A 23,944-nucleotide genomic window follows, 5' to 3' on the forward strand; every position below is an offset into this window, starting at 1 on the left:
GGGGTGTTTCGCTCTTATCTAATTCATAAATGCGAATATGAATCATATTTGCCGCTTATGGTTGCACAGGATGATAGATAGACATGATCTCGCGCCGTGATTTTTTGCAGGTCTCAATGGCCACCACCGCCTTGGTAGGGGCCTCTGGTTTTGGCAACTGGGGCCGTCTGGCCGCGCAGCAGCGCCTGACACAGGACCAGCTGCTGCAGTTTGACACCTATGGCAATATCAGCCTGATCCACATCACTGATATCCATGCGCAGCTGAAACCGATCTATTTCCGCGAGCCGTCGGTCAATCTGGGCGTGGGTGGCAACAAGGGCCATGTGCCCCATATCACCGGTGCCGATTTCCGCCGTGCCTATGGCATCAATGATGGCAGCCCCTCGGCCTATGCGCTGACCCACGATGATTTCTCGGCGCTGGCGCAGGGCTATGGCCGGGTTGGCGGGTTGGACCGGGTGTCCACGGTGATCAACGCCATCCGGGCGGATCGCCCCGATGCGCTGCTGCTGGATGGCGGCGATACCTGGCATGGCTCCTACACCTGCCATCACACGGCGGGCCAGGATATGGTCAATGTGATGAACGCGCTGAAGCCCGACGCCATGACCTTTCACTGGGAATTCACCCTTGGGTCGGACCGGGTGAATGAGATCGTCGAGGGCCTGCCTTTTGCGGCGCTTGGTCAGAACATCTTTGACGCGGAATGGGATGAACCGGCTGAGCTGTTCAAGCCCTACAAGTTTTTTGATCGGGGCGGCGCCAAGGTGGCTGTCATTGGTCAGGCCTTTCCCTATATGCCCATCGCCAACCCTGGCTGGATGTTCCCGGAATACTCCTTTGGGATCCGTGATGAGCACATGCAGGATATGGTTGATGAAGTCCGCGCGGCGGGCGCTGATGTTGTGGTTCTGCTGTCGCACAATGGCTTTGACGTGGATAAGAAAATGGCCGGCGTTGTTAGCGGCATTGACGTCATCCTGTCGGGTCACACCCATGACGCGCTGCCCGAGCCGGTTTTGATCGGCAAGACCCATATCATTGCGTCCGGCTCCAACGGTAAGTTTGTATCCCGCGTTGATCTGGATGTGCGTGACGGGCAGATGATGGGCATTCGCCATAAGCTGATCCCGATCTTTGCAGATGTGATTGCCCCCGATCCGGTGATCTCGCAGTTGATCGACGAGCAGCGCGCACCCTATGCCGACCAGTTGGCCGAGGTGATTGGTCGAACCGATTCCCTGTTGTACCGGCGCGGTAATTTCAACGGCACCTGGGATGATCTGATCTGCGACGCCCTGCTTAGCGAACGCGAAGCCGATATCGCCATGTCGCCCGGCGTGCGCTGGGGGCCATCGCTGGTGCCGGGGGATGACATCACCCGCGAAGACATCTGGAACGTGACCTCGATGAGCTATGGCGCGGCCTACCGGTCAGAGATGACCGGGGAATTCATCAAGGTGATCCTTGAAGACGTCGCCGACAACATCTTTAACCCCGATCCCTATTACCAGCAGGGCGGTGACATGGTGCGCATTGGTGGCATGGGCTACCGGATCGACATCACCAAACCGCAGGGCGAACGCATCAGCGAGATGACTCTGCTGAAAACCGGTGAAATGATCGATGCCGACAAATCCTATGTGGTGTCCGGCTGGGCCAGCGTGAATGAGGGGACCGAAGGCCCGATGATCTGGGATGTGGTCGAGGATCATATCCGCAAGCAGGGAACCGTCTCTGTGAACCCGAATACAACGGTCAAGGTGGTGGGCGCTTAACCCCTGCATTTGGGGCGCCGCTCTGGGGTCTGGCCCGGGCGGCGCTTCGTTTGACCAAAATTTTTTGCGCTGATAAATTCAAAAACTCGAATTTATCGATGTGAGGAGAAGAGAAAATGAGCGACAAAGCAGATAAATTTGTGCCCTCGCGCCGCCAGTTTCTGGCCGGAGCTGCGGCGGCTGGGGCAGGTGCCGCAGCCACGGGTGCGGCGCAGGCCGCCGGGCAGGCGGATCCGCTGATCACCGAGGTACAGGACTGGGCCAGCGGCCTGGGCGATGGTGTTGATGCCACCCCCTACGGGTTGCCTATCCGGTTTGAACAGGATGTGGTGCGGCGCAATGTGGAATGGCTGACGGCTGATACCATTTCCTCGATCAATTTCACGCCCATCCATGCCCTTGACGGCACCATCACGCCGCAGGGCTGCGCCTTTGAGCGGCATCATTCCGGTGCGATCGAACTGGCGAAAGAAGACTACCGGCTGATGATCAACGGGCTGGTCGACCGCCCGCTGGTGTTCTCTTACGCCGATCTAGAGCGCTTTCCCCGCGAAAACCGGGTGTATTTCTGCGAATGCGCCGCAAATTCGGGCATGGAATGGGCGGGGGCGCAGCTGAACGGTGCGCAGTTCACCCATGGCATGATCCATAATATGGAATATTCCGGGGTCTCTCTGCGCACCCTGCTGGAAGAGGCCGGGCTGGCGGCTGCGGGCGATTTCAAGGACAAATGGGTCTATGTAGAAGGCGCGGATGCCTCTTCAAATGGGCGCTCCATTCCGCTGGAAAAGGCGCTGGACGATGTTCTGGTGGCTTTCAAGGCCAATGGCGAAGCCCTGCGCAAGGAACATGGCTATCCGGTGCGGCTGGTCGTGCCCGGCTGGGAAGGCAATATGTGGATCAAGTGGCTGCGCCGGATCGAGGTCACGGATGGCCCGGTCGAGAGCCGCGAGGAGACCTCTAAATACACCGATACAATGGCAGATGGCACGGCGCGCAAATGGACATGGGAGATGGATGCAAAATCCGTCATCACCAGCCCCAGCCCGCAGGCACCGATCACCCATGGCACCGGTCCGCTGGTGATCACGGGGCTTGCCTGGTCCGGGCGTGGCGCGATTACGGGTGTTGATGTGTCCAAGGACGGTGGCAAGAGCTGGACTGCGGCCCGTCTGGCGGCACCGGGCACCGACAAGGCGTTGACACGGTTCTATCTGGATACCCATTGGGATGGCTCTGAAATGCTATTGCAGGCCCGTGCGCGCGACAGTGCGGGCTATGTGCAGCCGACCAAGACGCAGCTGCGCGAGGTGCGCGGGCTGAACTCCATTTACCACAATAATGCCATCCAGACCTGGTGGGTCAAAGCCGATGGGGAGGCAGAAAATGTCGAAGTTTCCTAAATACCTGGCCGCTGGGGTGTTTGCCCTTACCTGTGGCAGCCCGCTATGGGCGGAAGGCTATGGTCTGGGGCGTGTGGCGCTGCCAGAAGAAATCGCCGCCTGGGATCTTGACGTATCGCCGGACGGGACTGGCTTGCCGCCGGGGGCTGGCGATGTCTGGACCGGCGAAGAGATCTTTGCCGATAAATGCGCCGCGTGCCATGGTGATTTTGCCGAAGGGGTTGGCAACTGGCCCAAACTCGCCGGCGGGCGTGGCACTCTGGACCGCGAGGATCCGCTGAAAACTGTCGGGTCATACTGGCCTTACCTGTCAACCGGCTGGGACTATATCAATCGCTCGATGCCCTTTGGCGCGGCGCAGACGCTGGAGCCGGATGAAGTCTATGCAATCCTGGCCTATATTCTGTATTCCAACGATTTGGTGGACGAGGATTTCACCCTCTCACAAGAGAATTTCACCTCTGTTGCTATGCCAAATGCCGAGGGGTTCTTTGTCGATGATCGGCTGACAAGCGAACAACATTTCTGGACCGCCGAGCCCTGCATGCAAGACTGCAAGGAGACCGTTGAAATCACCATGCGAGCGCGGGTTCTGGATGTAACACCGGAAGAAACCGCCGCATCCGAGGCCGGGACCGAAAGTGGTGCTGACACCACAGAAACCGCTGAAGCGGCCCCGGTGGCGCAAGAGGAGCAGGTCGAAGAGGCGGCACTTTTGCTGGATCCGGAATTGGTTGCCCAGGGTGCCACGGTGTTCAAAAAATGCAAAGCCTGCCATCGGGTGGGCGAGGGGGCCAAGAACAGTACAGGCCCCGCGTTGAACGCGATTGTCGGGGCCACGGCAGGGCAGGTTGATGGCTTTCGGTATTCCAAGGTGATGGCCGCTGCCGGCGAAGACGGCCTGATCTGGACCGAAGCGGAGCTTGCCGCCTTTCTGGCCAAACCGCGCGCATACATGAAGGGGACAAAGATGTCCTTTGCTGGCTTGCGAAAAGAGACGGATATCGAGGCCATTGTTGCCTATCTAAAAAGCCTGGAATAGGCACCCTGGCCAATTTTGGCGGCCCGTTTGGGCGATATGTGACGCAGGTTCCGGAACTCTCTGGAGCCTGCGTTTTTGCATCTGCCAGCAGGGCAAAGCAAAGAAAAGATAAATGCGCGTCGCAAACCCGGCGCTATTAACCACATCATCATAGATTTTAGACAACTTGGGCCGCAACATTGATTCAAATCGAGACCAAGAGGTGGTGTATGAGTGATTGGACTTCTGGCTATGTGGCCGATGTTGACTACACGCATGATTTTTTTCACGAGATGACACCGGCTATGTTGGCTTTGTCTGCGACCTCTCGCGGGCAGAAACACGGGCTGAACCAAAAACGGCTCAGCTATTGTGAACTGGGCTGTGGCCAAGGGTTTACCGCGAATCTATTGGCAGCGGCGAATCCGCATATAGATTTCCACGCGATGGATTTCATGCCTGGGCATATCGCGGGCGCGCGTGAGCTGGCGGTCGAGGGTGGCCTGGATAATGTGCATTTTTATGAGCGCTCCTTTGCAGATTTCGAAGAGGAAACCGCCCTGCCCAAGCAATTCGATGTGATTGCGCTGCATGGGGTGATGAGCTGGGTTTCAAAAGAAAATCAAGATCTTATTGTTGATTTTATCGGTCGCCGTCTGGCTGCAGGTGGCATGGTCTATATCAGCTATAACGTGCTTGCAGCCTGGGCCGCAGCCATGCCCCTTCGGCGGGTGCTGCTGGATCACGCGGCACAAAGCTCTTCCCCGACAGAAGACCGGGTGGATGAGGCGCTGGCCTTTGCCGCCAAGCTGGAAGCGACGGGCGCCAAGTTCTTCACCATCAATCCTTCGGCCAGTTCGCGTCTGGGCAGTGCCAAGAATATGTCGCGCAAGTATCTGGCGCATGAGCTGTTCAATGCCGACTGGACCCCGTTCCATTTTGGCGATCTCGCGGCGCATCTGGATCAGGCCAAGCTGAGCTTTGTTGGATCTTCCTGTATGTTGGACCATGTTGCGGACATTTCACTGACGCCGCAGCAGGGTGAACTGCTTGCGGCGGAAAGTGACCCGGTACAGCGGGAAAACCTGCGCGATGTCATGGTGAATGAACAGTTCCGGTCTGACCTGTTTGTAAAGGGGCCACGCCAGCACACCGAACGCAGTGCCATTGGCGCCTGGTTCGAAACCCCGCTTGCCCTGATGCAGCGCTACAATGGCGGCGTGCTCAAGCTTCGCTGGCGTCAGGGCGAGATCGCGCTGGATCATGCCCAGTATGCGCCCATCCTGGACGCCCTGGTGGCAGGCCCGGCCACCGTACGCAGCCTGTTGGATCAAGGCGTATTCGGGCGCATGACCTGGGGCGAAATTTCCCGGCTTCTGACCATCCTTGTCGGATCTGGCATCTTGTCGCCCTGTCTGCCACTGGAAGGGCGCGCCGCGCGCGAGGCGCGCTGCCAGGCCTTCAATCTGGCCCTGTGCAAACGGGCTGAAGACAGCGATACCCTGCGTTTCCTGGCCTCTCCGGTGACGGGTGGCGGTGTAGAATTTGATCGCTTTGAGCAGTTGTTCCTGCTGGCGCTGAGCGAGGGCAAGACGGATCCCAACCAATGGGCCGATATGGTCTGGGGGATTCTGTCGGCGCAGGGGCAACGTGTACGCCACGAAGGACGGATGCTAGAGAGTGACGCGGAAAACCTAGCGGTCTTGCAGGTGCGGGCGACCAATTTTGCCGCGCGTCGCTTGCCGCTTTGCATCTCTCTTGGGCTGTGCTTGCCGCTACAGGAGGGGTTTGCTGTCCCGGACCTGCAACAAGATGCTGACCTCGATGCCGCAGAGCTTCCCCGCCAGATTCGCGGTGTTGCCTGAGCCTGGCCTTTGGGGGCGCTGCCGAGACCCCGGAACCCGCCGACATGACGCCAAGTCTGATCCCCCGCAGCCATGCCTGTGGGGGATTTTTGTTTTGCGGTCAGGGGGATGGCTAGTGGCCGTCAAACAGTGGCAGCTGTGCCCTGCCTCTAACCCCAACCTTTGCGGAAGAAATGCGGCGAGGCACCAAACCGGCGTTTGAACTGGCGTGAAAAATGGGTCGAATTGTTAAAGCCAGAGGCCAGCGCGATTTCGGTCACGCTCATCGAGGTTTCATTCATCAGGGCAAAGGCATGGGCAAGGCGCATGTCAAAATAGACATGCATCGGGCTTTGGTTCAGATAGCGTGAAAACAGCCGTTCCAATTGGCGCCGAGAGATATCCAGCTGGGCGCAGAGATCGCCAATAGAGAGCGGATCTTCGATGGCGGATTGCATCAACTGTAGCGCATTCAGCAGGCGCTGGTTGCGGCTGCCGATGGCCACGGCAAAGTTGGATTTCTGCGGCACCGCCTGCCCACCCGAGCGCACATGCAGGCACATATCGGCAACGATGATTGCCAGCTGTTTGCCGTGGCGTGCCTCAATCAGGTTGAGCATCAGATCGGTGGCCGCATTGCCGCCGCCGCAGGTCATCAGCGCACCACTTATTTCAAAGGTATTCGCCGTGGGGTGCAGATCTGGATAGCTCTCCTGAAAACCGGGCTGATTTTCCCAGTGCAGGGTAAAGGGCTGGTCCCGGATCAGCCCGGCCTGGGCCAGGGCAAAGGCACCAGTGCAGATGCCGCCGATAGAGCGGCCAAACCGGCTTTCGCGCCGCAGCCAGTTCAGCGTCGCCTCACCCGCAGTGGACTGTGGCTCGACCCCGGCGCAGACAAAGCCCAAGGCATCCGCAGGTAGTGGTTGCAGGGGCATGTCAGGGGTTACCATCATGCCATTTGAACAGCGGATTGGCGCGCCGTCCTCGGTCAGGATGAACCAGCGATAAAGCTTGGAATTGGTGACCTGATTTGCAATACGCAGAGGTTCAATTGCGGCTGCAACCGCCAGCATCGTCGCCTTGGGCAGCAGCAGGAAGTAAAAATCTTGTGGTGCCCCGGTAAAGGGCACGGCCAGGGTGGCAGCGGCACCCTTTTGCACAAAATTGTCATCTGTCATGGCATGGTCCCGGTCCAAAGGCGTGAGGTACCCCCAAGGGGTTCAGGCGGCAGACAGGCCAATACCGGTGGAGGGACGGCCAAATGCGACATCCCACCGGGGGCCGGGGCTGGCCTCTCTTGATTTGCGTTTACGGTGTATTCTTGCGGATCTGCCCTAAGATTACGACCGCGCTCCGATGATTTGCGACGCCGGTGCCTCAGAGGCATTGCAGCAGGGTGTTGCAATGGGGACAGCTGCGTAAAAACAAAGGTCGGCCCTTGCAGGCCCAAGGGGGCAATACTAAGACTCAGGTAATACTCGTCGGGTATGGTACCGGACATAACACAACGCAGGCAGGTTCGCATGAATGATCCAAGAGAAACTTATATGAATACCCTCGTGCCCATGGTGGTCGAACAGACCAGCCGGGGAGAGCGGGCCTATGATATCTTTTCGCGCCTGCTGAAAGAGCGGATCATCTTTCTGAATGGCCCGGTGCATGACGGCATGTCTTCGCTGATCGTGGCGCAGCTGCTGCATCTTGAGGCCGAGAACCCTTCGAAAGAGATCTCGATGTATATCAACTCCCCTGGCGGCGTTGTGACCTCGGGCCTGTCGATTTATGATACCATGCAGTACATCAAACCCAAGGTTTCGACCCTGGTGATTGGCCAGGCGGCCTCTATGGGGTCGTTGCTGCTGACGGCGGGTGAAAAAGGCATGCGTTTCTCGCTGCCCAATTCCCGGGTCATGGTGCACCAGCCATCTGGTGGTTTTCAGGGCCAGGCGACGGATATCATGATTCACGCCGAAGAAACGCTGAAGTTGAAGCGGCGCCTGAACGAGATCTACGTCAAGCACACCGGCCAGGAACTGGAGAAGGTCGAAGCGGCGCTGGAACGCGACAATTTCATGGATCCCGAAGAAGCCAAGGCCTTTGGTCTGATCGACGAGATTGTTGAAAATCGCGCCAAAGGTGACGACGAGGAGAGCTGAGGCTCGCCTGAGTGAACGAACATGTGCCCCGCGTTCGTCGGGGCACATATTTTGACATTGTGGCGGCGGATGGGCTGTCATAAGCTGGCCAAAAGGCGGAGAGCCCGGCGACGCCGGTTGTCCGAGCGGACTGAAAGGTAGACCATGGCGACGAATTCGAGTGGCGACAGCAAGAACACGCTTTACTGCAGCTTCTGTGGCAAAAGCCAACATGAGGTGCGCAAACTGATTGCGGGCCCCACCGTGTTCATCTGCGACGAATGCGTTGAGCTGTGCATGGATATCATCCGGGAGGAAACCAAGGCCTCTGGGTTGAAGGCAACCGATGGTGTGCCGAGCCCGAAAGACATCTGCCAGGTTCTGGATGACTATGTGATTGGTCAGGCCATGGCGAAAAAGGTGCTCTCGGTGGCGGTGCACAACCATTACAAACGGCTGAACCATGCCCAGAAAGCGGGCAGCGATATCGAGCTGGCCAAGTCCAACATCCTGCTGATCGGCCCCACCGGCTGCGGTAAGACCTTGCTGGCGCAGACCTTGGCGCGCATCCTGGATGTGCCCTTTACCATGGCCGATGCCACCACCCTGACAGAGGCAGGCTATGTCGGTGAAGATGTTGAAAACATCATCCTCAAGCTATTGCAGGCCTCTGAATACAATGTTGAACGCGCCCAGCGTGGCATCGTCTATATTGATGAAGTCGACAAGATCACCCGCAAGTCGGAAAACCCGTCTATCACCCGCGATGTTTCGGGCGAGGGGGTGCAGCAGGCGCTGCTGAAACTGATGGAAGGCACCGTTGCGAGCGTGCCACCGCAGGGCGGGCGCAAGCACCCACAGCAGGAATTCCTGCAGGTCGACACCACCAATATCCTGTTCATCTGCGGCGGCGCTTTTGCTGGTTTGGATCGAATCATCGCGCAGCGCGGCAAGGGGTCCGCCATGGGTTTTGGCGCCGATGTGCGCAACAATGACGACCGCGGCGTTGGCGAAATCTTCCAGGATCTGGAGCCTGAAGATCTGCTGAAATTTGGTCTGATCCCTGAATTTGTTGGTCGTCTGCCGGTTCTGGCAACACTGGAGGATCTGGACGAAGATGCCCTGGTGACCATCCTGACCAAGCCAAAGAACGCGCTGGTAAAACAGTATCAGCGCCTGTTTGAGCTGGAAGACACCGAGCTGGACTTTACCGAAGAGGCGCTAAGCGCTATCGCCAAGCGCGCGATTGAGCGTAAAACCGGTGCCCGTGGCCTGCGCTCTATTCTTGAGGATCTGCTGCTTGAAACCATGTTTGAGCTGCCCGGCATGGAAAGCGTCACCAAGGTTGTGGTCAACGAAGAGGCGGTCATATCCGATGCCCAGCCCTTGATGATCTATACCGATGCAGAAGCAGAAAAAGAGCCCGCGTCAGCGAGCTGATCCTGTGATCCTGGGAAGCTGAACCGTGATCTGTTTTGAACGGCCAATGTCTTGATGACATTGGCCGTTTTCTATTGGCTAGGGGGGGTATACAGGTGAATGGGGCCTTAGCCTACGGGAGTTGCGGCCTCGGGGGCTTTGCCCCATCGCGCCCGTTGGGCGCTCCCCCCAGGATGTATTGGGCCAAATGAAAGGAACAGGGAATGGCTAGGATCAGACGTATTTCATCAGGTGGAGAATTTGAGGCCAAGGTCGGCTATTGCCGGGCTGTGGTGGCGGGCGGTTTTGTGCATGTTGCAGGCACCGTTGGCCAGGGCGAGGATGTGCTGAGCCAGTGTCAGTCAGCACTGGACATCATCGGTAAGGCCCTTGCGGAGGTGGGGGGCTCTTTTGCGGATGTGGTGCGGGTGAACTACTATCTGCCAGACGCCAGCGAGTTTGCGCCCTGCTGGCCGCTGCTGGCGGAAACATTTGGCGCCAACCCGCCCGCCGCCACCATGATTGAGACGGGGCTGATTGATCCTAAATACCGCATCGAGATCGAAGTGACTGCGCTGGCACCGCGTTCTGTTGTTGCCGGAGATCGAGTTGCGGCTCGGATTGCGGCCACGGATGAGCCCGTTGCGCTGCATCCGGCGATCCCGATCATTCGTTGCTTTGATGGGGGCAAAGCGCAGGATTTCTACCTGGATTACCTGGGGTTTTGCGTCGATTGGGAGCATAGGCACGCGCCAGACCTGCCGCTTTATCAACAGGTTTCTCGCTCGGGATGCCTGCTGCATCTGAGCGAGCATCACGGGGATGCAGCGCCAGGCGGGCGTAGTTTTATCCCCATGCTGGGGCTTGGCGCCTTTCATGCTGAATTGCAGGCGAAAACCTATCCCAACCTGAACCCGGAGATCGAGACGGTTCCCTGGGGGCTGCAGATGACCCTGACGGATCCCTTTGGCAATCGCCTGACCTTTTGCGAGCAAACGGTGCAGGATACCGGACCTTAAGGTCTTCTCGGTAAGTTATGCCAAAACCCGCCAGGGTGCCCCCGTGCGCTGCAAGCCACTGGACCTTTGCGGGAAATTACGTCATACGGTTGAGGAAATCTTCGGAGGCATCCATGGGAATCCTGAATACTCTTTTGCGCGCTGTGACATGGTGGAACGGTCAGACGCTGAACACCCAGATCTTTACCGCGCGTAAGGGCGTAAAAGTGGGTGAGGATGATCAGGGCAATGTGTTTTATCACACAGCCGATGACAGCCGCCGTTGGGTGATCTTTAATGGCGAGGTCGAAGCCTCGCGTATTGGTGCCGACTGGCATGGCTGGTTACACCGCACCTTTGATGAATTGCCCAGCAAAAAGCCACTGGTCCACAAGGACTGGGAAAAGCCGCATCAGGAAAACCTGACGGGCACCCTTCAGGCCTATGCTCCGGCCGGGTCGATCCGCGCAGGGGGCAGCCCGAAGCCGCGCAGCGATTACGAGGCCTGGGCCCCGGAATAAGGTGCAGTCCGCGCCTGGGCCCTCTGGGCCTTGCGTATTTTCAGGGCCTTACGGCGCTTTGCCCTTTGGTCCGTTTGTTTGATTTACCCCAAAGATCTAGGCTGAGACCCCAATGTCGCACAATACAACTGAAGTTCTGGCCGGTGGCGTGGTTCTGGCCGTCGCTCTTGGATTTGCCGTCTACGCCGGGCAGGTTGCCGGGTTATCCGCTGCAAGGGGTGGTTATGAGCTGGCGGCTTCTTTCCGTTCTTTGGAAGGGGTGAGCGTCGGCACGGATGTGCGCCTGGCCGGTGTCAAGATTGGCACGGTGACGGGCGTTGATCTCAACCCGCAGACCTTTCGCGCCGATACCCGTTTTTCGGTGCTAGAGGGGATTGAGGTGCCCGACGACAGTTCGGTGATCATTTCCTCCGAAGGTCTGTTGGGCGGGAATTTTGTAGAGATTATGCCGGGGGGATCGCCGTACAATTTTGAACCGGGCGATGAGGTGCTTGATACCCAGGGTGCGGTCAGCCTGATTTCACTGCTGGTCAAATTTGTCTCTGGCAGTGGGGATGATTCGTGAACTTCGGGCGAATAGGTCGATTGCGCCAGCTGGCAGCAGCCTGTGTTCTGGGCCTTGCCGCCTTGCCTGCTGTGGCACAGGAAGAGCAGGCCCAACGCGGTGTTTCTGCGGTTTTGCGTGGGCTGGATAAGGTCAACGGTCGAAATGTCGACGTGGATATCCCCACCGGCGGCAGCGCCGAGGTCTTTGGCCTGATCGTCACCCTGACGGAGTGCCGCTATCCGGTAACAAACCCTACAGGCGATGCCTTTGCCTATGTGACCATTCGTGATCCGCAGAATGGCGAGGTGTTCTTTGATGGGTGGATGATTGCCTCTAGCCCGGCGCTGTCAGCGCTGGATCATGCACGCTATGACGTCTGGGTCATTCGCTGCAAGAGCAGCTGAGGCGAGGGAATTTCCGGCGCGGTGAAATCAACCTGCCGCGCAATGGCCTGTGCCAGACGGGCCTTATAGGTCGCACGAGAGATTTCTATCGCCCCCAGAGAGGCCAGATGCGGCGTCAAAAACTGTGTATCACAGAGCACAAAGCCAGCCTGGCGCAAGCGATCCATCAGATAGGCCAGGGCAATCTTGGATGCGTCCCGCTGCTGCGAAAACATGCTTTCGCCAAAGAAACCGCCCCCCAGCGAGACGCCGTAAAGGCCACCAATTAGCTGGTCCTGCTGCCAGACCTCTAGCGAATGGGCATTGCCCATGGCATGCAGATCCAGGTAGCGGGCGTAGATTTCGTCGTTGATCCAGGTTTCTTGCCGGTCTGCGCAGGCCGCCACCACAGCGCCAAAGGCACGATTGATCGTGATCTCAAACCCGCCGCGCCGGATGGTTTTGGCCAGTGACCGTGAGATATGAAAGCCTTCGATTGGAAAGATGCCCCGGCGTTTGGGGTCCACCCAAAAGATCTCTTCATCTTCGCGGTGCTCGGCCATTGGAAAGACCCCAATGGAATAGGCATGCAGCAAGAGATCGGGGGTGAGGCTCATCTGGCGAACCGCCTGAAGGTCTGAGGAGAGTATGGGCACAGTGCCGGTAGCAAGGCCATTGGGGCGCAGCCTTGTGCCACGCCCCAAGTCTGATCGGGGTCAGGCCCCGAGGTTTTCTTCCAGCCAGCGTTCCAGCCAATGGATGCCATAGTCGCCAGACTGGACGTCTGGTTCGGCCAGCAGCGCGTGGAACAGCGGCACGGTGGTGTCGATGCCATCAACGATCAGCTCGCCCAGGGCACGGCTGAGGCGCGCCAGGGCTTCGGGACGGTCGCGGCCATGCACGATCAGCTTGCCAATCAGGCTGTCGTAATAGGGCGGGATCGAATAGCCATCATAGAGCGCCGAATCCATCCGCACACCCAGCCCGCCGGGGGCGTGGTAGGCGGTGATCTTGCCGGGGCATGGCGAGAAGTTCGGCAGCTTTTCGGCGTTGATGCGCACCTCGATGGCATGGCCGTTGATCTGCAGATCATCCTGGGTGAAGGACAGTGGCAGCCCGGCAGCAACGCGGATCTGTTCGCGCACCAGATCGACGCCAAAGATGGCTTCGGTCACCGGATGTTCCACCTGCAGGCGGGTGTTCATTTCGATGAAGAAGAATTCGCCCGCTTCATAGAGAAATTCAACGGTCCCGGCGCCAGAGTAGCTCATGGCGGCGACGGCGTCGGCGCAGATCTTGCCGATGCGGGCGCGTTCTTCGGCGGTGATGCAGGGGCCGGGGGCCTCTTCAAACACTTTCTGGTGGCGCCGCTGCAGCGAACAGTCTCGTTCGGCCAGATGCACCCCATTGCCCTTGCCATCGCCAAAGACCTGCACTTCGATGTGACGCGGCTTCTGGAGGTATTTCTCCATATAGACTTCGTCATTGCCGAAAGCCGCCTTTGCCTCAGAGCGGGCGGTGGAGAAAGCGACATCGATATCGGCAGCAGAGGTGGCCACCTTCATGCCGCGCCCACCGCCACCGGCGGTCGCCTTGATGATCACGGGGTATCCCATGTCGGCGGCGGCCTTGCGGGCGCTTTCGACATCTGGAACACCACCCTCAGAGCCGGGCACAACCGGGATCCCCAGCGCCTTGGCGGTCTCTTTGGCGGTGATCTTATCGCCCATGGTGCGGATATCGGCAGCCGAGGGGCCGATAAAGGTCAGCCCGTGGTCTTCGATGATCTGCACAAAATTGGCGTTTTCCGACAAAAAGCCGTAGCCGGGGTGAACAGCCTGGGCGCCAGTAATTTCGCAGGCCGAAATGATCGCCGGAATTGATAGGTAGCTTTGCGCGCCCGAGGGCGGGCCAATGCAGACGGATTCATCGGCCATGCGCACATGCATGGCATCGGCATCGGCGGTGGAATGCACCGCAACCGATTTGATGCCCATCTCGCGGCAGGCCCGGATCACGCGCAGCGCAATCTCTCCGCGGTTGGCAATCAGGATCTTGTCAAACATGGGCTGCCCTTACTCGATGATGGCCAGCGGAGATCCGAATTCGACGGCGGCCCCGTCTTCAACCAGGATGCGCTTGACCGTACCGGATTTTGGCGCCGGAATATGGTTCATGGTTTTCATCGCTTCGACGATGAGCAGAGTATCGCCTTCGTTGACCTGTTTGCCAACAGTGATGAAGGCGGGGGCACCGGGTTCGGCCTGCAGGTAGACGGTGCCAACCATGGGCGATGTGACCGCACCGGGGTGGCTGGCCGGGTCATCGGCAGGGGCGGCTGCTGCGGCAGCGGGGGCCGCGGCGGCAGGGGCGGCGGCAGCTGCGATAGGAACGCTGGCCTGCACGGGAGCGGCGGCGGCCGCGATGGTCTGGCGTGCGACGCGGACATTCAGGCTGTCGTCTTCGCTATAGTCGCGCTTGACCTCTAGCTCGGTCAGATCATTGTCGCGCAGCAATTCGGCCAGTGCCTTGATGAATGCCACATCCGCTTCATGAGTTTTATTTGTCATTTTGTCCTCAGCCGGTTCTGACAGGTCTGCCACATAGGCAGCCAGCAAATTAGATGCGCTTATAGGGTAAGCTTTACCACAAGGAAAGCGCTGTCGATCTGGCGCATAAAATGGGCAGGATTGGCAGGATTCGCAATCTCTGCGCTCAAATTAGCGTCAGACATTTGTCTCTACAGGGGCATCCCGCTTAGCTTCGCCACCAATTCCGGCAGCTTGCGGGCACCGAACTTCTGCAACAGATGGGCGCGGTGGGTTTCAATGGTGCGGTAGGACAGGCCCAGCTTTTGGCCGATCTCCTTGGCCGACAGCCCCTTGCAGGTCAGGATCGCCACTTCGCGTTCGCGCGGCGTCAGGCTGACAACAGGTCGGTCTTCGGAAATATCAGCAAAGGACCAGATGCCGGTCCGAAAGGGATCATCAGGCGTAATGGATCGCCCCCGCACCCGGCACCAGAACAATTCACCCGAGCGCCTGCGCATGATGCGTTCGTCATTATAAAGGCCGCTTTTTGCGCCTTCATCCTGCTGCAACAGCGCGCCGATGCGCTGGTAATCTTCCTGGCTGGGATAGAGTTCGGCAATCAGCAGGTCGCTGTACTGAGCAGGGCCACCGCCAAAGGTGGCAGCAAATTGCTGGTTGCACCGGATGATCACCCGGTTTTCCAAAACGGCGAGACCCACAGGGGCATGGTCAAAGGCTATATCGCTCATATTCCCTATTAACCGGGTATTTCTGCGGAATTGAAGGGAAAGCTGCGCCATGAGAGGCTGTTTTTGACAGGCTCATTGTCGCAACGCTCCGGGGAGGGAGTGGGCAGGGCCGTGTATTCAAGGGGAGATGAGGCGATGAATATCGCGCAATGGCTGCAACGGCAGGCGCAAGCAGATGCTGCGCGTCCAGCTATTTTTCTGGGTCAGGATCTGGTGGAAGACTATGCCAGCTTTCATCAAAAGGCAGCCGCAGTGGCGGGGTGGCTCTGTCGGCAGGGGGTAGCCCCCGGCGACCGGGTGGCCCTGTTCATGACGAATTGTCCGGATTATCTGATCACGCTCTATGGTATCTGGTATGCCGGCGCGGCTGCAGTGCCGATCAATGCCAAACTGCACGGGCGCGAGGCGCAGTTCATCCTGCAGGATTCTGGTGCCAAGCTGGTTTTCACCTCGCCCGGTCAGGACCAGGCCCTGGCGCGCTGTGATGGCGATACACCTCGGGTGTCGGTCACGAATGCCGCCTATGCGGACGCCCTGGCCCATGACCCCGTGCAGGCACCGGCGACACGCGATCCGCAGGATCTGGCCTGGCTGTTTTACACCTCTGGCACCACTGGCCGGCCCAAGGGGGTGCAGATCACCCACCGTATGTTGACCATCGTGTCGCTGGGTTATTTTGCCGATGTCGATGCGGCCAGCAGCGCGGATCAAATCCTCTATGCGGCCCCGATGAGCCACGGGGCCGGGCTCTACAATATGCTGCATGTGCTGGTGGGGGCGGCGCATGTCTGCCCGGCCTCGGGCGGGTTTGACGAGATGGAGATCTTTGATCTGGCCGAACATTTTGGCCGGGTGCAGATGTTTGCCGCCCCCACAATGGTGACGCGGATGACCGCCGTGGCCAAGGCGCAGGGCCGGTCGGGCGCAGGCCTGCGCAGTGTGATTTACGCAGGTGGGCCAATGTATCTGGCGGATATCATCAAGGCCGAGGCGCATTTTGGCCCGATCTTCATCCAGATCTACGGTCAGGGGGAATGCCCGATGGGGATCACGGTGTTGACCCGGCAAGAGGTAAGCGATCGCGGCCACCCCAACTGGAAGGGACGTCTGGCCGGAGTGGGGCGGGCGCAAAGCGGGGTGGAGCTGCGCATCGGCACGGCGGATGGCACTCCCTTGCCCTGTGGCACGCTGGGGGAAATCATGGTGCGCGGCGATGCGGTGATGCCGGGCTATTGGAACAACCCCGCCGCCAGCGCCGAAACCCTGAAGGACGGCTGGCTGATGACCGGCGATATGGGGGTTCTGGACGCAGCAGGCTATTTGACCCTACAGGACCGATCGAAGGATCTGATCATTTCCGGCGGGTCCAATGTCTACCCGCGCGAGGTCGAAGAGGCGCTGCTGGCCCATCCGCAGGTGCAGGAGGTCTCGGTTGTCGGGCGGCCGCATGCGGATTGGGGGGAAGAGGTGGTGGCCTTTGTGGTCGGTCAGGTTGGCGAGGCCGAGCTGGATGCCCTGTGCCGTGACCAGATTGCCCGGTTCAAATGCCCCAAGGCCTATATCTTTGTCGCTGAGCTGCCCAAGAACAACTATGGCAAGGTACTAAAGACAGAGCTGCGCCAACGTCTGCACCAAGCCTAACGCCCGCGCGTGTCATGAAAAAGGCCGACCCCGAAGTGGGGGTCGGCCTATTGTTGCTGATCGTGGCAGAGACCTTAGATCGCCAGGTATTCGGATCGCAGGTCGGCATTTTCCAGAACTTCGGCGGCGGTGCCATCAAAGACAATGCCACCAGTGTCGAGAATCACGGCTCGGTCTGCCAGCTCCAGCGCGCGTACGGCGTTTTGTTCCACCAGAATGGTGGTCATGCCCTGTTCCTTGACGTGCATAAGGGTCTTTTCGATCTCATCCACGATTACCGGGGCCAGGCCTTCATAGGGTTCATCCAGCAGCAGCACCTTGATGTCACGGGCCAGGGCACGGGCAATTGCCAGCATCTGCTGTTCGCCGCCCGATAAGGTGATGCCCTCTTGCTTGCGTCGTTCGCCCAGGCGCGGGAACAGATCATAGAGCCGGTCAATCGACCAGCCAATGGGCGGGGCGATCTGCGCCAGCTGCAGGTTTTCCTCAACCGTGAGGCCGGCAATGATGCGGCGATCTTCCGGCACCAGGCCCAGACCGGCTGCGGCGGCTTCATGGCTTTCCATCAGGTGCAGCGGCTGGTGATCCAGCCAGATTTCCCCCTGGGTCACCATGGGCGATCCGGTACGCGCGATGGAGCGCAGGGTAGAGGTCTTGCCGGCACCATTGCGGCCCAACAGTGCCAGGATCTCGCCCTCATGGACGTTAAAGTTGATGCCCTGCACGATATAGCTTTCGCCGTAGTAGGCATGCATATCCCAGACCGACAGAAAGGCCGGAGCGGTGGTTGCCGCATTGGCGTTCTTGGAAAAGTCGGGTTTGACGTTCATCTGTCTTGTCCTTTCTTACTCTGACCCATCCTGACTGGCGTGATGTCCTGTCAGGACGGGCAGGGAGTGTCCGTTCTTATGCCGACTCGCCGAGATAGGCTTCGCGTACCTTGGGGTTGCCACGGATGTTCTGCGGATCATCCTCGACCAGGGGGGTGCCCTGGGCCAGAACGGTGATCCGATCCGCAAGAGAGAACACCACATGCATGTCGTGTTCGATGATGGCGATGGTGATGTCGCGCTGTTCCTTGATCTCTTTCAACAGATCAATGGTGTTGTTGGTATCCGCCCGCGCCATCCCGGCGGTGGGTTCATCCAACAAGAGCAGACGTGGCTCTTGTGACAGGCACATGCCGATCTCCAGCCGCCGTTTGTCCCCCCGCGACAGAGAGGCAGAATGCATGTGCCGCTTGTCCGCCATGTTCATTTCCTCCAGCATTGCCTCGGCTTTTTCCAGCACGTCTTTCTGCGCGGGCACCGAAGAGATGGCATTGAGAGAAAACGCCCCATCCCGTTTGGCAAAGCAGGGGATCATCATGTTTTCCAGAACCGAAAGATCCCCAAATATTTCAGGTGTTTGAAACACGCGGCTGATGCCCATCTGGTTGATCTCAAAGGGTTTGCGCCCCAGCACCGACTGGCCATCAAACATGACCGACCCGGTATCAGGAATAAGCTTACCCACAAGACAGTTCAGCAGGGTGGATTTGCCCGCGCCATTTGGTCCGATAATGGCGTGGACGGTGTTTTCCTTGACGCTGAGATTCACATCCCCCAGCGCCTGCAGGCCACCAAAGCGTTTGCCTACGTTCTTGACTTCAAGAATACCCATCAATCCGTCTCCTTATTCCGCAGGGGTTTTTGTGGCAGAGGTGGAGTCGTCTTTGTTCTTGCGACCCTTCACCCATTTGCCGATGCGTTGACCACCTTCGACCAGGCCACCTGGGAGGAAGACCACAACCAGCATGAACATGATACCCAGAGTCAGATGCCAGCCTTTGCCGATGAAAGGATGCACGATGAAGACGACAAAATCTTCCAGCCCGTCGGGCATAAAGGCGAACCAGTTATGCAACACGGTGTCATTGATCTTGGAGAAGATGTTCTCAAAGTATTTGATGAAACCAGCGCCCAGAACCGGGCCGATCAATGTGCCCGCACCGCCGAGGATGGTCATCAGAACAACCTCGCCCGAGGCGGTCCACTGCATGCGCTCCGCACCAGCCAGTGGATCCATCGAGGCCATCAGACCACCGGCCAGACCCGCATACATGCCAGAGATCACAAAGGCGGCAAGGGTGTAGGGTTTGGTGTTGAGACCGGTGTAGTTCATCCGTTGCTGGTTGGACTTCACAGCCCGCAGCATCATGCCAAAGGGCGAGCGGAAGATGCGGATCGACAGATAGAAGGCCGCCAGCAGAACCAAGGCACAGAGGTAGTATCCGACGTTGAACTGGAAGGCCCAGGGGCCAACAACCATTTCAAAGGTTGAACGCATTTCCAGACCAAACAGGCTGGTTACCGGAATTGATCCGTCAGCGGTGGCCGAAACACCCAGGATACGGGGATCATCCAGCGTCAGCTGCAGACCGGTTTCCCCATTGGTGATGGGGGTCAGAACCGAATAGGCCAAGTTAAAGGACATCTGCGCAAAGGCCAGCGTCAGGATCGAGAAGTAGATGCCCGAGCGCCGCAGCGAGACAAAGCCAATGAGCAGCGCAAACAGCCCCGAAATTGCCACCGACAGCAGGATGGCCGGCACCACGTTCATGGAGAGCAGTTTGAACATCCAAACGGCAGAGTAGGAGCCGACCCCCAGAAAGGCCGCGTGACCAAAGGAGAGATAGCCGGTGAGGCCAAAGAGAATATTGAAACCGATGGCAAAGATGCCAAAGATCACAAAGCGTTGCATCAGATCCGGGTAGCCCGCATTGAACTGCGCCATGGCGCTGCCGGTGGGGAATGGATTGAGGATGAAGGGAGCACAAAGCGTCAGTACAGCAACGACCAGGAGCATCCGCGTGTCTTTATTATCAAGTCCGAACATGTGTTATTCCTCCATCACGCCTTTGCGGCCCATCAGACCCCGCGGACGGGTGAGCAGAATAATGATCGCAACGACGTAGATGATGATTTGGTCAATACCGGGAAGGAAAGATTTGATCTCGTTCATCGAGGCAAAGGCCTCAAGAATACCCAGCATGAAGCCGGCCAGAACGGCACCAGGCAGCGAGCCCATACCGCCAACAACCACAACCACAAAGCTCAGCACCAGAAAGTCCATGCCCATGTGATAGTTGGGGGAGTTGATCGGGGTATACATCACCCCGGCAAGCCCGGCGACGGCAGCAGCAATGCCAAACATGATGGTAAAGCGACGGTCGATATTGATGCCCAGCAGGCCAACGGTTTCGCGGTCTGCCATGCCGGCGCGCACAACCATCCCAAAGGTGGTGAACTGCAGGAAGGAGAAGATGCCGCCGATGATGACAACCGAGAAGAAGAAGTAGACGATACGCCAGACCGGATAAAAGATTTCGGTGCCAAACAGCGCGCCGACATTGGCAACGCCGCTCAAGGCCTCGGGGGAGGCGGTTTGGATCGGGTTGGCACCGTAGAAGTACTTGATCACTTCCTGCAACACGATGGCGAGACCAAAGGTCACCAGGATCTGATCCGCGTGTTCGCGCTTGTAAAAATGCTTGATCAACCCGCGTTCCATGACAAAACCGATTAAGATCATGATCGGGATGGCAAAGATAATCGCGATGGGCACTGCCCAGTCTATTATGGCGCCCCCCATTTCGGGGCCGAACCAACTTTCCACATAGGTTGCTTTTACTTTCAGTGGGTTGCCAAGGAAATCCTTTTGGCTTTCGTCGACAACCTCATAGCTGAGGCTCAGCAAGCGCTGCACGGTCACGGCGCAGAAGGCACCAATCATGAACAGGGCGCCATGCGCAAAGTTCACCACGCCCAGCGTGCCAAAAATGAGTGTCAGGCCCAGCGCGATCAGCGCATAGGCAGAGCCTTTGTCCAGCCCGTTTAAAATTTGCAATAGGATTGCGTCCATAGTCCCCACCCTTGGGTTCTTCGATGTGGAAGTGGTGGATTCCGACCCTGCGAGGCCTCATGCCCCGTCTTAACGGCACGCCCACACGGCCAAGGCCGCGTCAGGTGAAACCGGGATGTCAGAATGAAGATAATGCGCCGGGCGCTAAAGCAAGCGCCCGGCTATGAGTACCTGAATTAGGCGCCCGGGTTACAGCTGCCCAATGCACCACCGGCAAACATCGGGTGATCCGCAGGATAGGTAACCTGTGCTGCAGGTGTGACTTCAACCACTTCAAGAAGGTCAAACTCGGACGTGGGGTTTTCTTTACCACGTACAACCAGAACGTCTTTGAAGCACTGGTGGTCTTCGGCCCGATAAAGCGTCTTGCCGTTGCCCAGGCCGTCGAATTCAAAGCCTTCCAGGGCTTCGACAACAGCGCAGGGGTTGAACGAACCCGCGCGCGAAACTGCATCTGCATAGAGCATGGTCTGGCAATAAACAGTGTGTGCCGCCTGGCTGGGTGGGAAGCCGTATTTGGTGCCGAAGGAGCGCACAAAGGCCTGGCTGCCTTCGTCCTGCAGCGACCAGTGCCAGTTGGTGGAGCCGTGGATGCCTTTAACGTTGGCTCCGGCACCTTTAGCCATCAGACGCGAATAGAGCGGAACAACGATTTCGAAGTTCTTGCCATTCACAACCTTCTCACGCAGGCCAAACTGAACCGCGTTGGTCAGCGAGTTCACCATGTTGCCGCCGTAGTGGTTCAGAACCAGCACGTCTGCACCAGAGTTCAGCACTGGGGCGATATAGGACGAGAAGTCGGTGGCAGCCAGTGGCGTACGCACCTTTTCGACCGTGTTCCAGCCCAGGGCTTCGGTTGCCGCCGCGATGCTTTCTTCCTGGGTCCAGCCCCAGGTGTAGTCTGCGGTCAGGTGATAGGCGTTGCGGTCGGTGCCATAGAGGTTCTTCAGCACAGGCGCCAGCGCCGCTGCCGACATGTAACCGTTAAAGAAGTGACGGAAACCATTGGCTTTCTTGTCTTTACCGGTGGTGTCGTTGGAATGTGTCAGACCGGCCATGAAGATAACGCCAGCTTCCTGGCACAGGCCCTGAACGGCGATTGCCACCCCGGAGGACGAGCCACCGGTGATCATCACGGCGCCGTCTTTTTCGATCATCGACTTGGCCGAGGCGCGGGCCGCATCAGATTTTGTCTGCGTGTCGCCAGTGACGAATTTGACTTCCTTGCCCAGGATGCCATTGCCCTGCAATTCTTTGGACGAGAAGGTGTTCATCATGCCGCCGTCGCCGCCGCCATTCAGATGTTCAACCGCCAGCCGATAGGCACGCAGCTCATCCGCGCCCTCATCCGCATAGGGGCCGGTCTGTGGAACGTTGAAGCCCAGGGTTACCGAACTTCCGGTTGGGTCATTCGTGAAAGCAGCTGCGGAAGACGCAGTGAAAATTGTTGGAAGCGCAAGGCCAGTGCCAGCAAGAGCACCTGTCTTCAGGACTCCGCGACGCGAGAAATCTGACTTGGACATTTAATCCTCCCTTATGTGTAAAACGCCGGGCAGCTCCTCACTTCTGCGCAACGTCTGCACGATTTGTGCAAAATCAGTATGAGAGCCTGTTGTAAAATTTCGCAATAAAACCCTTGAAATGATGGCCTATTCTGTAAACAAATGCACAGTATGCCGGTGTGTTCTGTAAATTTTCTTATATTGCAGCGCAGAAAGCCGTTGAAAAGGTGTGATTTTGACAGGGAGCCCACAATGGCGCGCGACACGCTGACAGGCAGCCGGATTCGGGAACGTCGTTTGATCCTGGGCATTCGCCAAGCAGAGCTGGCCCGCAAAGCTGGCATCTCGGCCTCTTACCTTAATCTGATCGAACATAACCGGCGTAGAATCGGTGGTAAGCTGCTGGTGGACCTGGCGCATGTGCTGGGGGTGGAACCCTCGATGCTGAGCGAAGGTGCCGAGGCGGCACTGATTTCCGCCCTGCGCGAGGCGGCGGCGGATGCGAGCACCCCGGTGGCAGAGCTGGACCGCGCGGATGAGTTCGCCGGGCGCTTTCCTGGCTGGGCTGAAGTGCTGGCCAACAATCACCAGCGGATTGCCCGGCTGGAACGTACGGTTGAAACTTTGTCTGATCGGCTGACCCATGATCCGCATCTTGCCGCGTCGCTGCACGAGGTGTTGTCAACGGCAGCGGCCATTCGCTCTACCGCATCGATCCTGGCTGAAACCGGAGAGCTAGAGGCCGAATGGCGCGATCGGTTCCACAAAAACCTCAATGAAGATTCGTTGCGATTGGCCGAAAGCAGCCGGGCCCTGGTGAATTTTCTTGATGAGAGCGATAGCAGCGCCGAACGGCGCGGGGTGCCACAGGAAGAGGCCGAGGAATTCTTGCTGGTCCATGGCTATCATTTCCCGGAACTGGAAGAGGGGCGCAGTGATCCGGCCAGTGTGGTGGCGGCTGCACCGCAATTGGTCAGCGAGGCCGCGCGGGGGATCGCCCGCCGGGTGCTGGAACAATATCAACGGGATGCGCAGAAAATGCCGCTGCAGGCAGTGACCAGGCTGATCCAGGCCGAGGGGTTGGATGCCTCTGCTCTGGCGCGTCACTTTGGGGTGAAACTGCCTGTGGTGCTCCGGCGTCTTGGGGTTTTGCCAAGCGAGGTGCTGGGGCAGGAAGCAGGGCTTGTGATCTGCGATGCCTCTGGGTCTTTGTTGTTTCGCAAGCCAGTTGCCGGATTTGCTCTGCCGCGCTTTGGGGCTTCTTGTCCACTCTGGCCGCTTTATACCGCGTTGCAGCGGCCGGATGTGCCGCTGCGCCGCAATGTGGTGCAGCAGGGCCGTAGCGCGCTGGGGTTTGAATGCCTGGCGGTGGCCTGGGACCACGTTCCCGGTTCCTTTGATCGTGATCCGCTTTATCATGCGGTGATGCTGATCCTGCCGCGGCGCGAAGTCCCAGCGGATGCGCAGGCGGTGGGGGGCAGCTGCCGTATCTGCCCGCGCCAAACCTGTGATGCCCGGCGTGAACCTTCGATCCTGAAGGAAGAGTTTTGACAGGCGCCAGTCGGC

At 58.5% G+C, this 23,944-nt stretch carries 21 protein-coding genes and 2 pseudogenes; 13 read left to right on the forward strand and 10 right to left on the reverse strand.

The genetic code is table 11. The annotated features are described in order from the left end of the window. The first annotated feature begins 83 nt into the window (after positions 1–83). The 4 genes from soxB to ACN0VH_RS00375 all read left to right on the forward strand — a co-directional run bounded on the left by soxB (position 84) and on the right by ACN0VH_RS00375 (position 6,070). The gene (gene soxB, locus ACN0VH_RS00360; protein ID WP_417699094.1) at positions 84–1,781 is read left to right on the forward strand and encodes a thiosulfohydrolase SoxB; all 1,698 of its coding nucleotides are present in this window, start codon (positions 84–86) and stop codon (positions 1,779–1,781) included. Positions 1,782–1,897: 116 nt separating this feature from the next. Beyond that, positions 1,898–3,184, forward strand: coding sequence for a sulfite dehydrogenase (gene soxC / locus ACN0VH_RS00365; RefSeq protein ID WP_417699096.1), 1,287 nt, complete (start codon positions 1,898–1,900; stop codon positions 3,182–3,184). Then, entirely contained in the window at positions 3,168–4,226 is a 1,059-nt protein-coding gene (locus ACN0VH_RS00370; RefSeq protein ID WP_417699098.1) for a c-type cytochrome, read from the forward strand. The genes soxC and ACN0VH_RS00370 overlap by 17 nt, the downstream gene beginning before the upstream one ends. A gap of 209 nt (positions 4,227–4,435) precedes the next feature. Beyond that, complete coding sequence (locus ACN0VH_RS00375) at positions 4,436–6,070, forward strand: class I SAM-dependent methyltransferase (RefSeq protein ID WP_417699100.1); 1,635 nt, start codon at positions 4,436–4,438, stop codon at positions 6,068–6,070. A gap of 149 nt (positions 6,071–6,219) precedes the next feature. On the opposite strand, the gene ACN0VH_RS00380 is transcribed toward ACN0VH_RS00375, so the two are convergent. Further along, on the reverse strand, positions 6,220–7,227 hold the full coding sequence (locus tag ACN0VH_RS00380; RefSeq protein WP_278922521.1) for a GlxA family transcriptional regulator: 1,008 nt from the start codon (positions 7,225–7,227) through the stop codon (positions 6,220–6,222). Positions 7,228–7,572: 345 nt separating this feature from the next. Between ACN0VH_RS00380 and ACN0VH_RS00385 the strand changes: the two genes are divergently transcribed. The 7 genes and pseudogenes from ACN0VH_RS00385 (at position 7,573) to ACN0VH_RS00415 (ending at position 12,073) form a co-directional block, all read left to right on the forward strand. Next, positions 7,573–8,205, forward strand: coding sequence for an ATP-dependent Clp protease proteolytic subunit (locus tag ACN0VH_RS00385; protein WP_232402097.1), 633 nt, complete (start codon positions 7,573–7,575; stop codon positions 8,203–8,205). 144 nt (positions 8,206–8,349) lie between these two features. Next, positions 8,350–9,624, forward strand: a complete 1,275-nt coding sequence (gene clpX, locus ACN0VH_RS00390) for an ATP-dependent Clp protease ATP-binding subunit ClpX (protein ID WP_278922520.1) — start codon at positions 8,350–8,352, stop codon at positions 9,622–9,624. A gap of 203 nt (positions 9,625–9,827) precedes the next feature. Beyond that, a pseudogene (locus tag ACN0VH_RS00395) lies at positions 9,828–10,187 on the forward strand (RidA family protein); the annotation flags it as partial. Between the two features lie 69 nt (positions 10,188–10,256). Continuing rightward, a pseudogene (locus ACN0VH_RS00400) lies at positions 10,257–10,622 on the forward strand (glyoxalase superfamily protein); the annotation flags it as partial. A 113-nt stretch (positions 10,623–10,735) separates the two neighbouring features. After that, positions 10,736–11,122, forward strand: coding sequence for an NADH:ubiquinone oxidoreductase subunit NDUFA12 (locus ACN0VH_RS00405; protein WP_278922519.1), 387 nt, complete (start codon positions 10,736–10,738; stop codon positions 11,120–11,122). Positions 11,123–11,234: 112 nt separating this feature from the next. Further along, entirely contained in the window at positions 11,235–11,687 is a 453-nt protein-coding gene (mlaD, locus tag ACN0VH_RS00410; protein ID WP_278922518.1) for an outer membrane lipid asymmetry maintenance protein MlaD, read from the forward strand. A 47-nt stretch (positions 11,688–11,734) separates the two neighbouring features. Then, positions 11,735–12,073 carry a DUF2155 domain-containing protein gene (locus ACN0VH_RS00415; RefSeq protein ID WP_278922674.1) on the forward strand — a complete coding sequence of 113 codons (339 nt, stop codon included), beginning with the start codon at positions 11,735–11,737 and terminating at the stop codon, positions 12,071–12,073. Here ACN0VH_RS00415 and aat read toward each other — a convergent pair. The 4 genes from aat to ACN0VH_RS00435 form a co-directional block, all read right to left on the reverse strand. Beyond that, the gene (gene aat / locus ACN0VH_RS00420; RefSeq protein WP_417699104.1) at positions 12,037–12,669 is read right to left on the reverse strand and encodes a leucyl/phenylalanyl-tRNA--protein transferase; all 633 of its coding nucleotides are present in this window, start codon (positions 12,667–12,669) and stop codon (positions 12,037–12,039) included. The genes ACN0VH_RS00415 and aat overlap by 37 nt on opposite strands. A gap of 99 nt (positions 12,670–12,768) precedes the next feature. Next, positions 12,769–14,118 carry an acetyl-CoA carboxylase biotin carboxylase subunit gene (accC, locus tag ACN0VH_RS00425; protein WP_417699105.1) on the reverse strand — a complete coding sequence of 450 codons (1,350 nt, stop codon included), beginning with the start codon at positions 14,116–14,118 and terminating at the stop codon, positions 12,769–12,771. A 9-nt stretch (positions 14,119–14,127) separates the two neighbouring features. Next, a complete protein-coding gene (gene accB, locus ACN0VH_RS00430; protein WP_278922515.1) occupies positions 14,128–14,622 on the reverse strand; it encodes an acetyl-CoA carboxylase biotin carboxyl carrier protein in 495 nt (164 codons plus the stop codon). 170 nt (positions 14,623–14,792) lie between these two features. After that, entirely contained in the window at positions 14,793–15,332 is a 540-nt protein-coding gene (locus ACN0VH_RS00435; RefSeq protein ID WP_278922514.1) for a PAS and helix-turn-helix domain-containing protein, read from the reverse strand. A 135-nt stretch (positions 15,333–15,467) separates the two neighbouring features. Here ACN0VH_RS00435 and ACN0VH_RS00440 point away from each other — a divergent pair, with 135 nt between their 5' ends. Continuing rightward, on the forward strand, positions 15,468–16,973 hold the full coding sequence (locus ACN0VH_RS00440) for a class I adenylate-forming enzyme family protein (RefSeq protein WP_417699106.1): 1,506 nt from the start codon (positions 15,468–15,470) through the stop codon (positions 16,971–16,973). A gap of 74 nt (positions 16,974–17,047) precedes the next feature. Here the strand turns inward: ACN0VH_RS00440 and ACN0VH_RS00445 are convergent, their stop codons facing one another. The 5 genes from ACN0VH_RS00445 to ACN0VH_RS00465 all read right to left on the reverse strand — a co-directional run bounded on the left by ACN0VH_RS00445 (position 17,048) and on the right by ACN0VH_RS00465 (position 22,399). Further along, positions 17,048–17,803 (reverse strand): ABC transporter ATP-binding protein, encoded by a 756-nt coding sequence (locus ACN0VH_RS00445; RefSeq protein ID WP_278922512.1) that lies wholly within the window; start codon positions 17,801–17,803, stop codon positions 17,048–17,050. 76 nt (positions 17,804–17,879) lie between these two features. Continuing rightward, on the reverse strand, positions 17,880–18,635 hold the full coding sequence (locus ACN0VH_RS00450) for an ABC transporter ATP-binding protein (RefSeq protein ID WP_278922511.1): 756 nt from the start codon (positions 18,633–18,635) through the stop codon (positions 17,880–17,882). A gap of 12 nt (positions 18,636–18,647) precedes the next feature. Continuing rightward, positions 18,648–19,850: a branched-chain amino acid ABC transporter permease gene (locus ACN0VH_RS00455; protein ID WP_417699108.1), complete on the reverse strand. Its 1,203-nt coding sequence runs from the start codon at positions 19,848–19,850 to the stop codon at positions 18,648–18,650. A gap of 3 nt (positions 19,851–19,853) precedes the next feature. Further along, complete coding sequence (locus ACN0VH_RS00460) at positions 19,854–20,876, reverse strand: branched-chain amino acid ABC transporter permease (protein ID WP_417699109.1); 1,023 nt, start codon at positions 20,874–20,876, stop codon at positions 19,854–19,856. Positions 20,877–21,052: 176 nt separating this feature from the next. Then, positions 21,053–22,399: a substrate-binding protein gene (locus ACN0VH_RS00465; protein ID WP_278922508.1), complete on the reverse strand. Its 1,347-nt coding sequence runs from the start codon at positions 22,397–22,399 to the stop codon at positions 21,053–21,055. Positions 22,400–22,630: 231 nt separating this feature from the next. Here ACN0VH_RS00465 and ACN0VH_RS00470 point away from each other — a divergent pair, with 231 nt between their 5' ends. Beyond that, entirely contained in the window at positions 22,631–23,929 is a 1,299-nt protein-coding gene (locus ACN0VH_RS00470; protein WP_278922507.1) for a helix-turn-helix domain-containing protein, read from the forward strand. The last annotated feature ends 15 nt before the right edge of the window (positions 23,930–23,944 follow it).

Source organism: Pseudophaeobacter sp. (assembly GCF_048267565.1).
GTDB classification, from domain to species: Bacteria; Pseudomonadota; Alphaproteobacteria; order Rhodobacterales; family Rhodobacteraceae; genus Pseudophaeobacter; species Pseudophaeobacter profundi.

Excerpts from the sequence above, each read along its gene's own strand:
- ACN0VH_RS00450 (WP_278922511.1), bottom strand. The coding sequence starts at position 18,635 with ATGGGTATTCTTGAAGTCAAGAACGTAGGCAAACGCTTTGGTGGCCTG.
- aat (WP_417699104.1), bottom strand. The coding sequence starts at position 12,669 with ATGAGCCTCACCCCCGATCTCTTGCTGCATGCCTATTCCATTGGGGTC.
- ACN0VH_RS00380 (WP_278922521.1), bottom strand. The coding sequence starts at position 7,227 with ATGACAGATGACAATTTTGTGCAAAAGGGTGCCGCTGCCACCCTGGCC.
- ACN0VH_RS00405 (WP_278922519.1), top strand. The coding sequence starts at position 10,736 with ATGGGAATCCTGAATACTCTTTTGCGCGCTGTGACATGGTGGAACGGT.
- ACN0VH_RS00455 (WP_417699108.1), bottom strand. The coding sequence starts at position 19,850 with ATGTTCGGACTTGATAATAAAGACACGCGGATGCTCCTGGTCGTTGCT.
- mlaD (WP_278922518.1), top strand. The coding sequence starts at position 11,235 with ATGTCGCACAATACAACTGAAGTTCTGGCCGGTGGCGTGGTTCTGGCC.
- ACN0VH_RS00435 (WP_278922514.1), bottom strand. The coding sequence starts at position 15,332 with ATGAGCGATATAGCCTTTGACCATGCCCCTGTGGGTCTCGCCGTTTTG.
- soxC (WP_417699096.1), top strand. The coding sequence starts at position 1,898 with ATGAGCGACAAAGCAGATAAATTTGTGCCCTCGCGCCGCCAGTTTCTG.
- ACN0VH_RS00440 (WP_417699106.1), top strand. The coding sequence starts at position 15,468 with ATGAATATCGCGCAATGGCTGCAACGGCAGGCGCAAGCAGATGCTGCG.
- ACN0VH_RS00460 (WP_417699109.1), bottom strand. The coding sequence starts at position 20,876 with ATGGACGCAATCCTATTGCAAATTTTAAACGGGCTGGACAAAGGCTCT.
- soxB (WP_417699094.1), top strand. The coding sequence starts at position 84 with ATGATCTCGCGCCGTGATTTTTTGCAGGTCTCAATGGCCACCACCGCC.
- ACN0VH_RS00370 (WP_417699098.1), top strand. The coding sequence starts at position 3,168 with ATGTCGAAGTTTCCTAAATACCTGGCCGCTGGGGTGTTTGCCCTTACC.
- accC (WP_417699105.1), bottom strand. The coding sequence starts at position 14,118 with ATGTTTGACAAGATCCTGATTGCCAACCGCGGAGAGATTGCGCTGCGC.
- ACN0VH_RS00445 (WP_278922512.1), bottom strand. The coding sequence starts at position 17,803 with ATGAACGTCAAACCCGACTTTTCCAAGAACGCCAATGCGGCAACCACC.
- ACN0VH_RS00470 (WP_278922507.1), top strand. The coding sequence starts at position 22,631 with ATGGCGCGCGACACGCTGACAGGCAGCCGGATTCGGGAACGTCGTTTG.
- accB (WP_278922515.1), bottom strand. The coding sequence starts at position 14,622 with ATGACAAATAAAACTCATGAAGCGGATGTGGCATTCATCAAGGCACTG.
- ACN0VH_RS00465 (WP_278922508.1), bottom strand. The coding sequence starts at position 22,399 with ATGTCCAAGTCAGATTTCTCGCGTCGCGGAGTCCTGAAGACAGGTGCT.
- ACN0VH_RS00375 (WP_417699100.1), top strand. The coding sequence starts at position 4,436 with ATGAGTGATTGGACTTCTGGCTATGTGGCCGATGTTGACTACACGCAT.
- clpX (WP_278922520.1), top strand. The coding sequence starts at position 8,350 with ATGGCGACGAATTCGAGTGGCGACAGCAAGAACACGCTTTACTGCAGC.
- ACN0VH_RS00385 (WP_232402097.1), top strand. The coding sequence starts at position 7,573 with ATGAATGATCCAAGAGAAACTTATATGAATACCCTCGTGCCCATGGTG.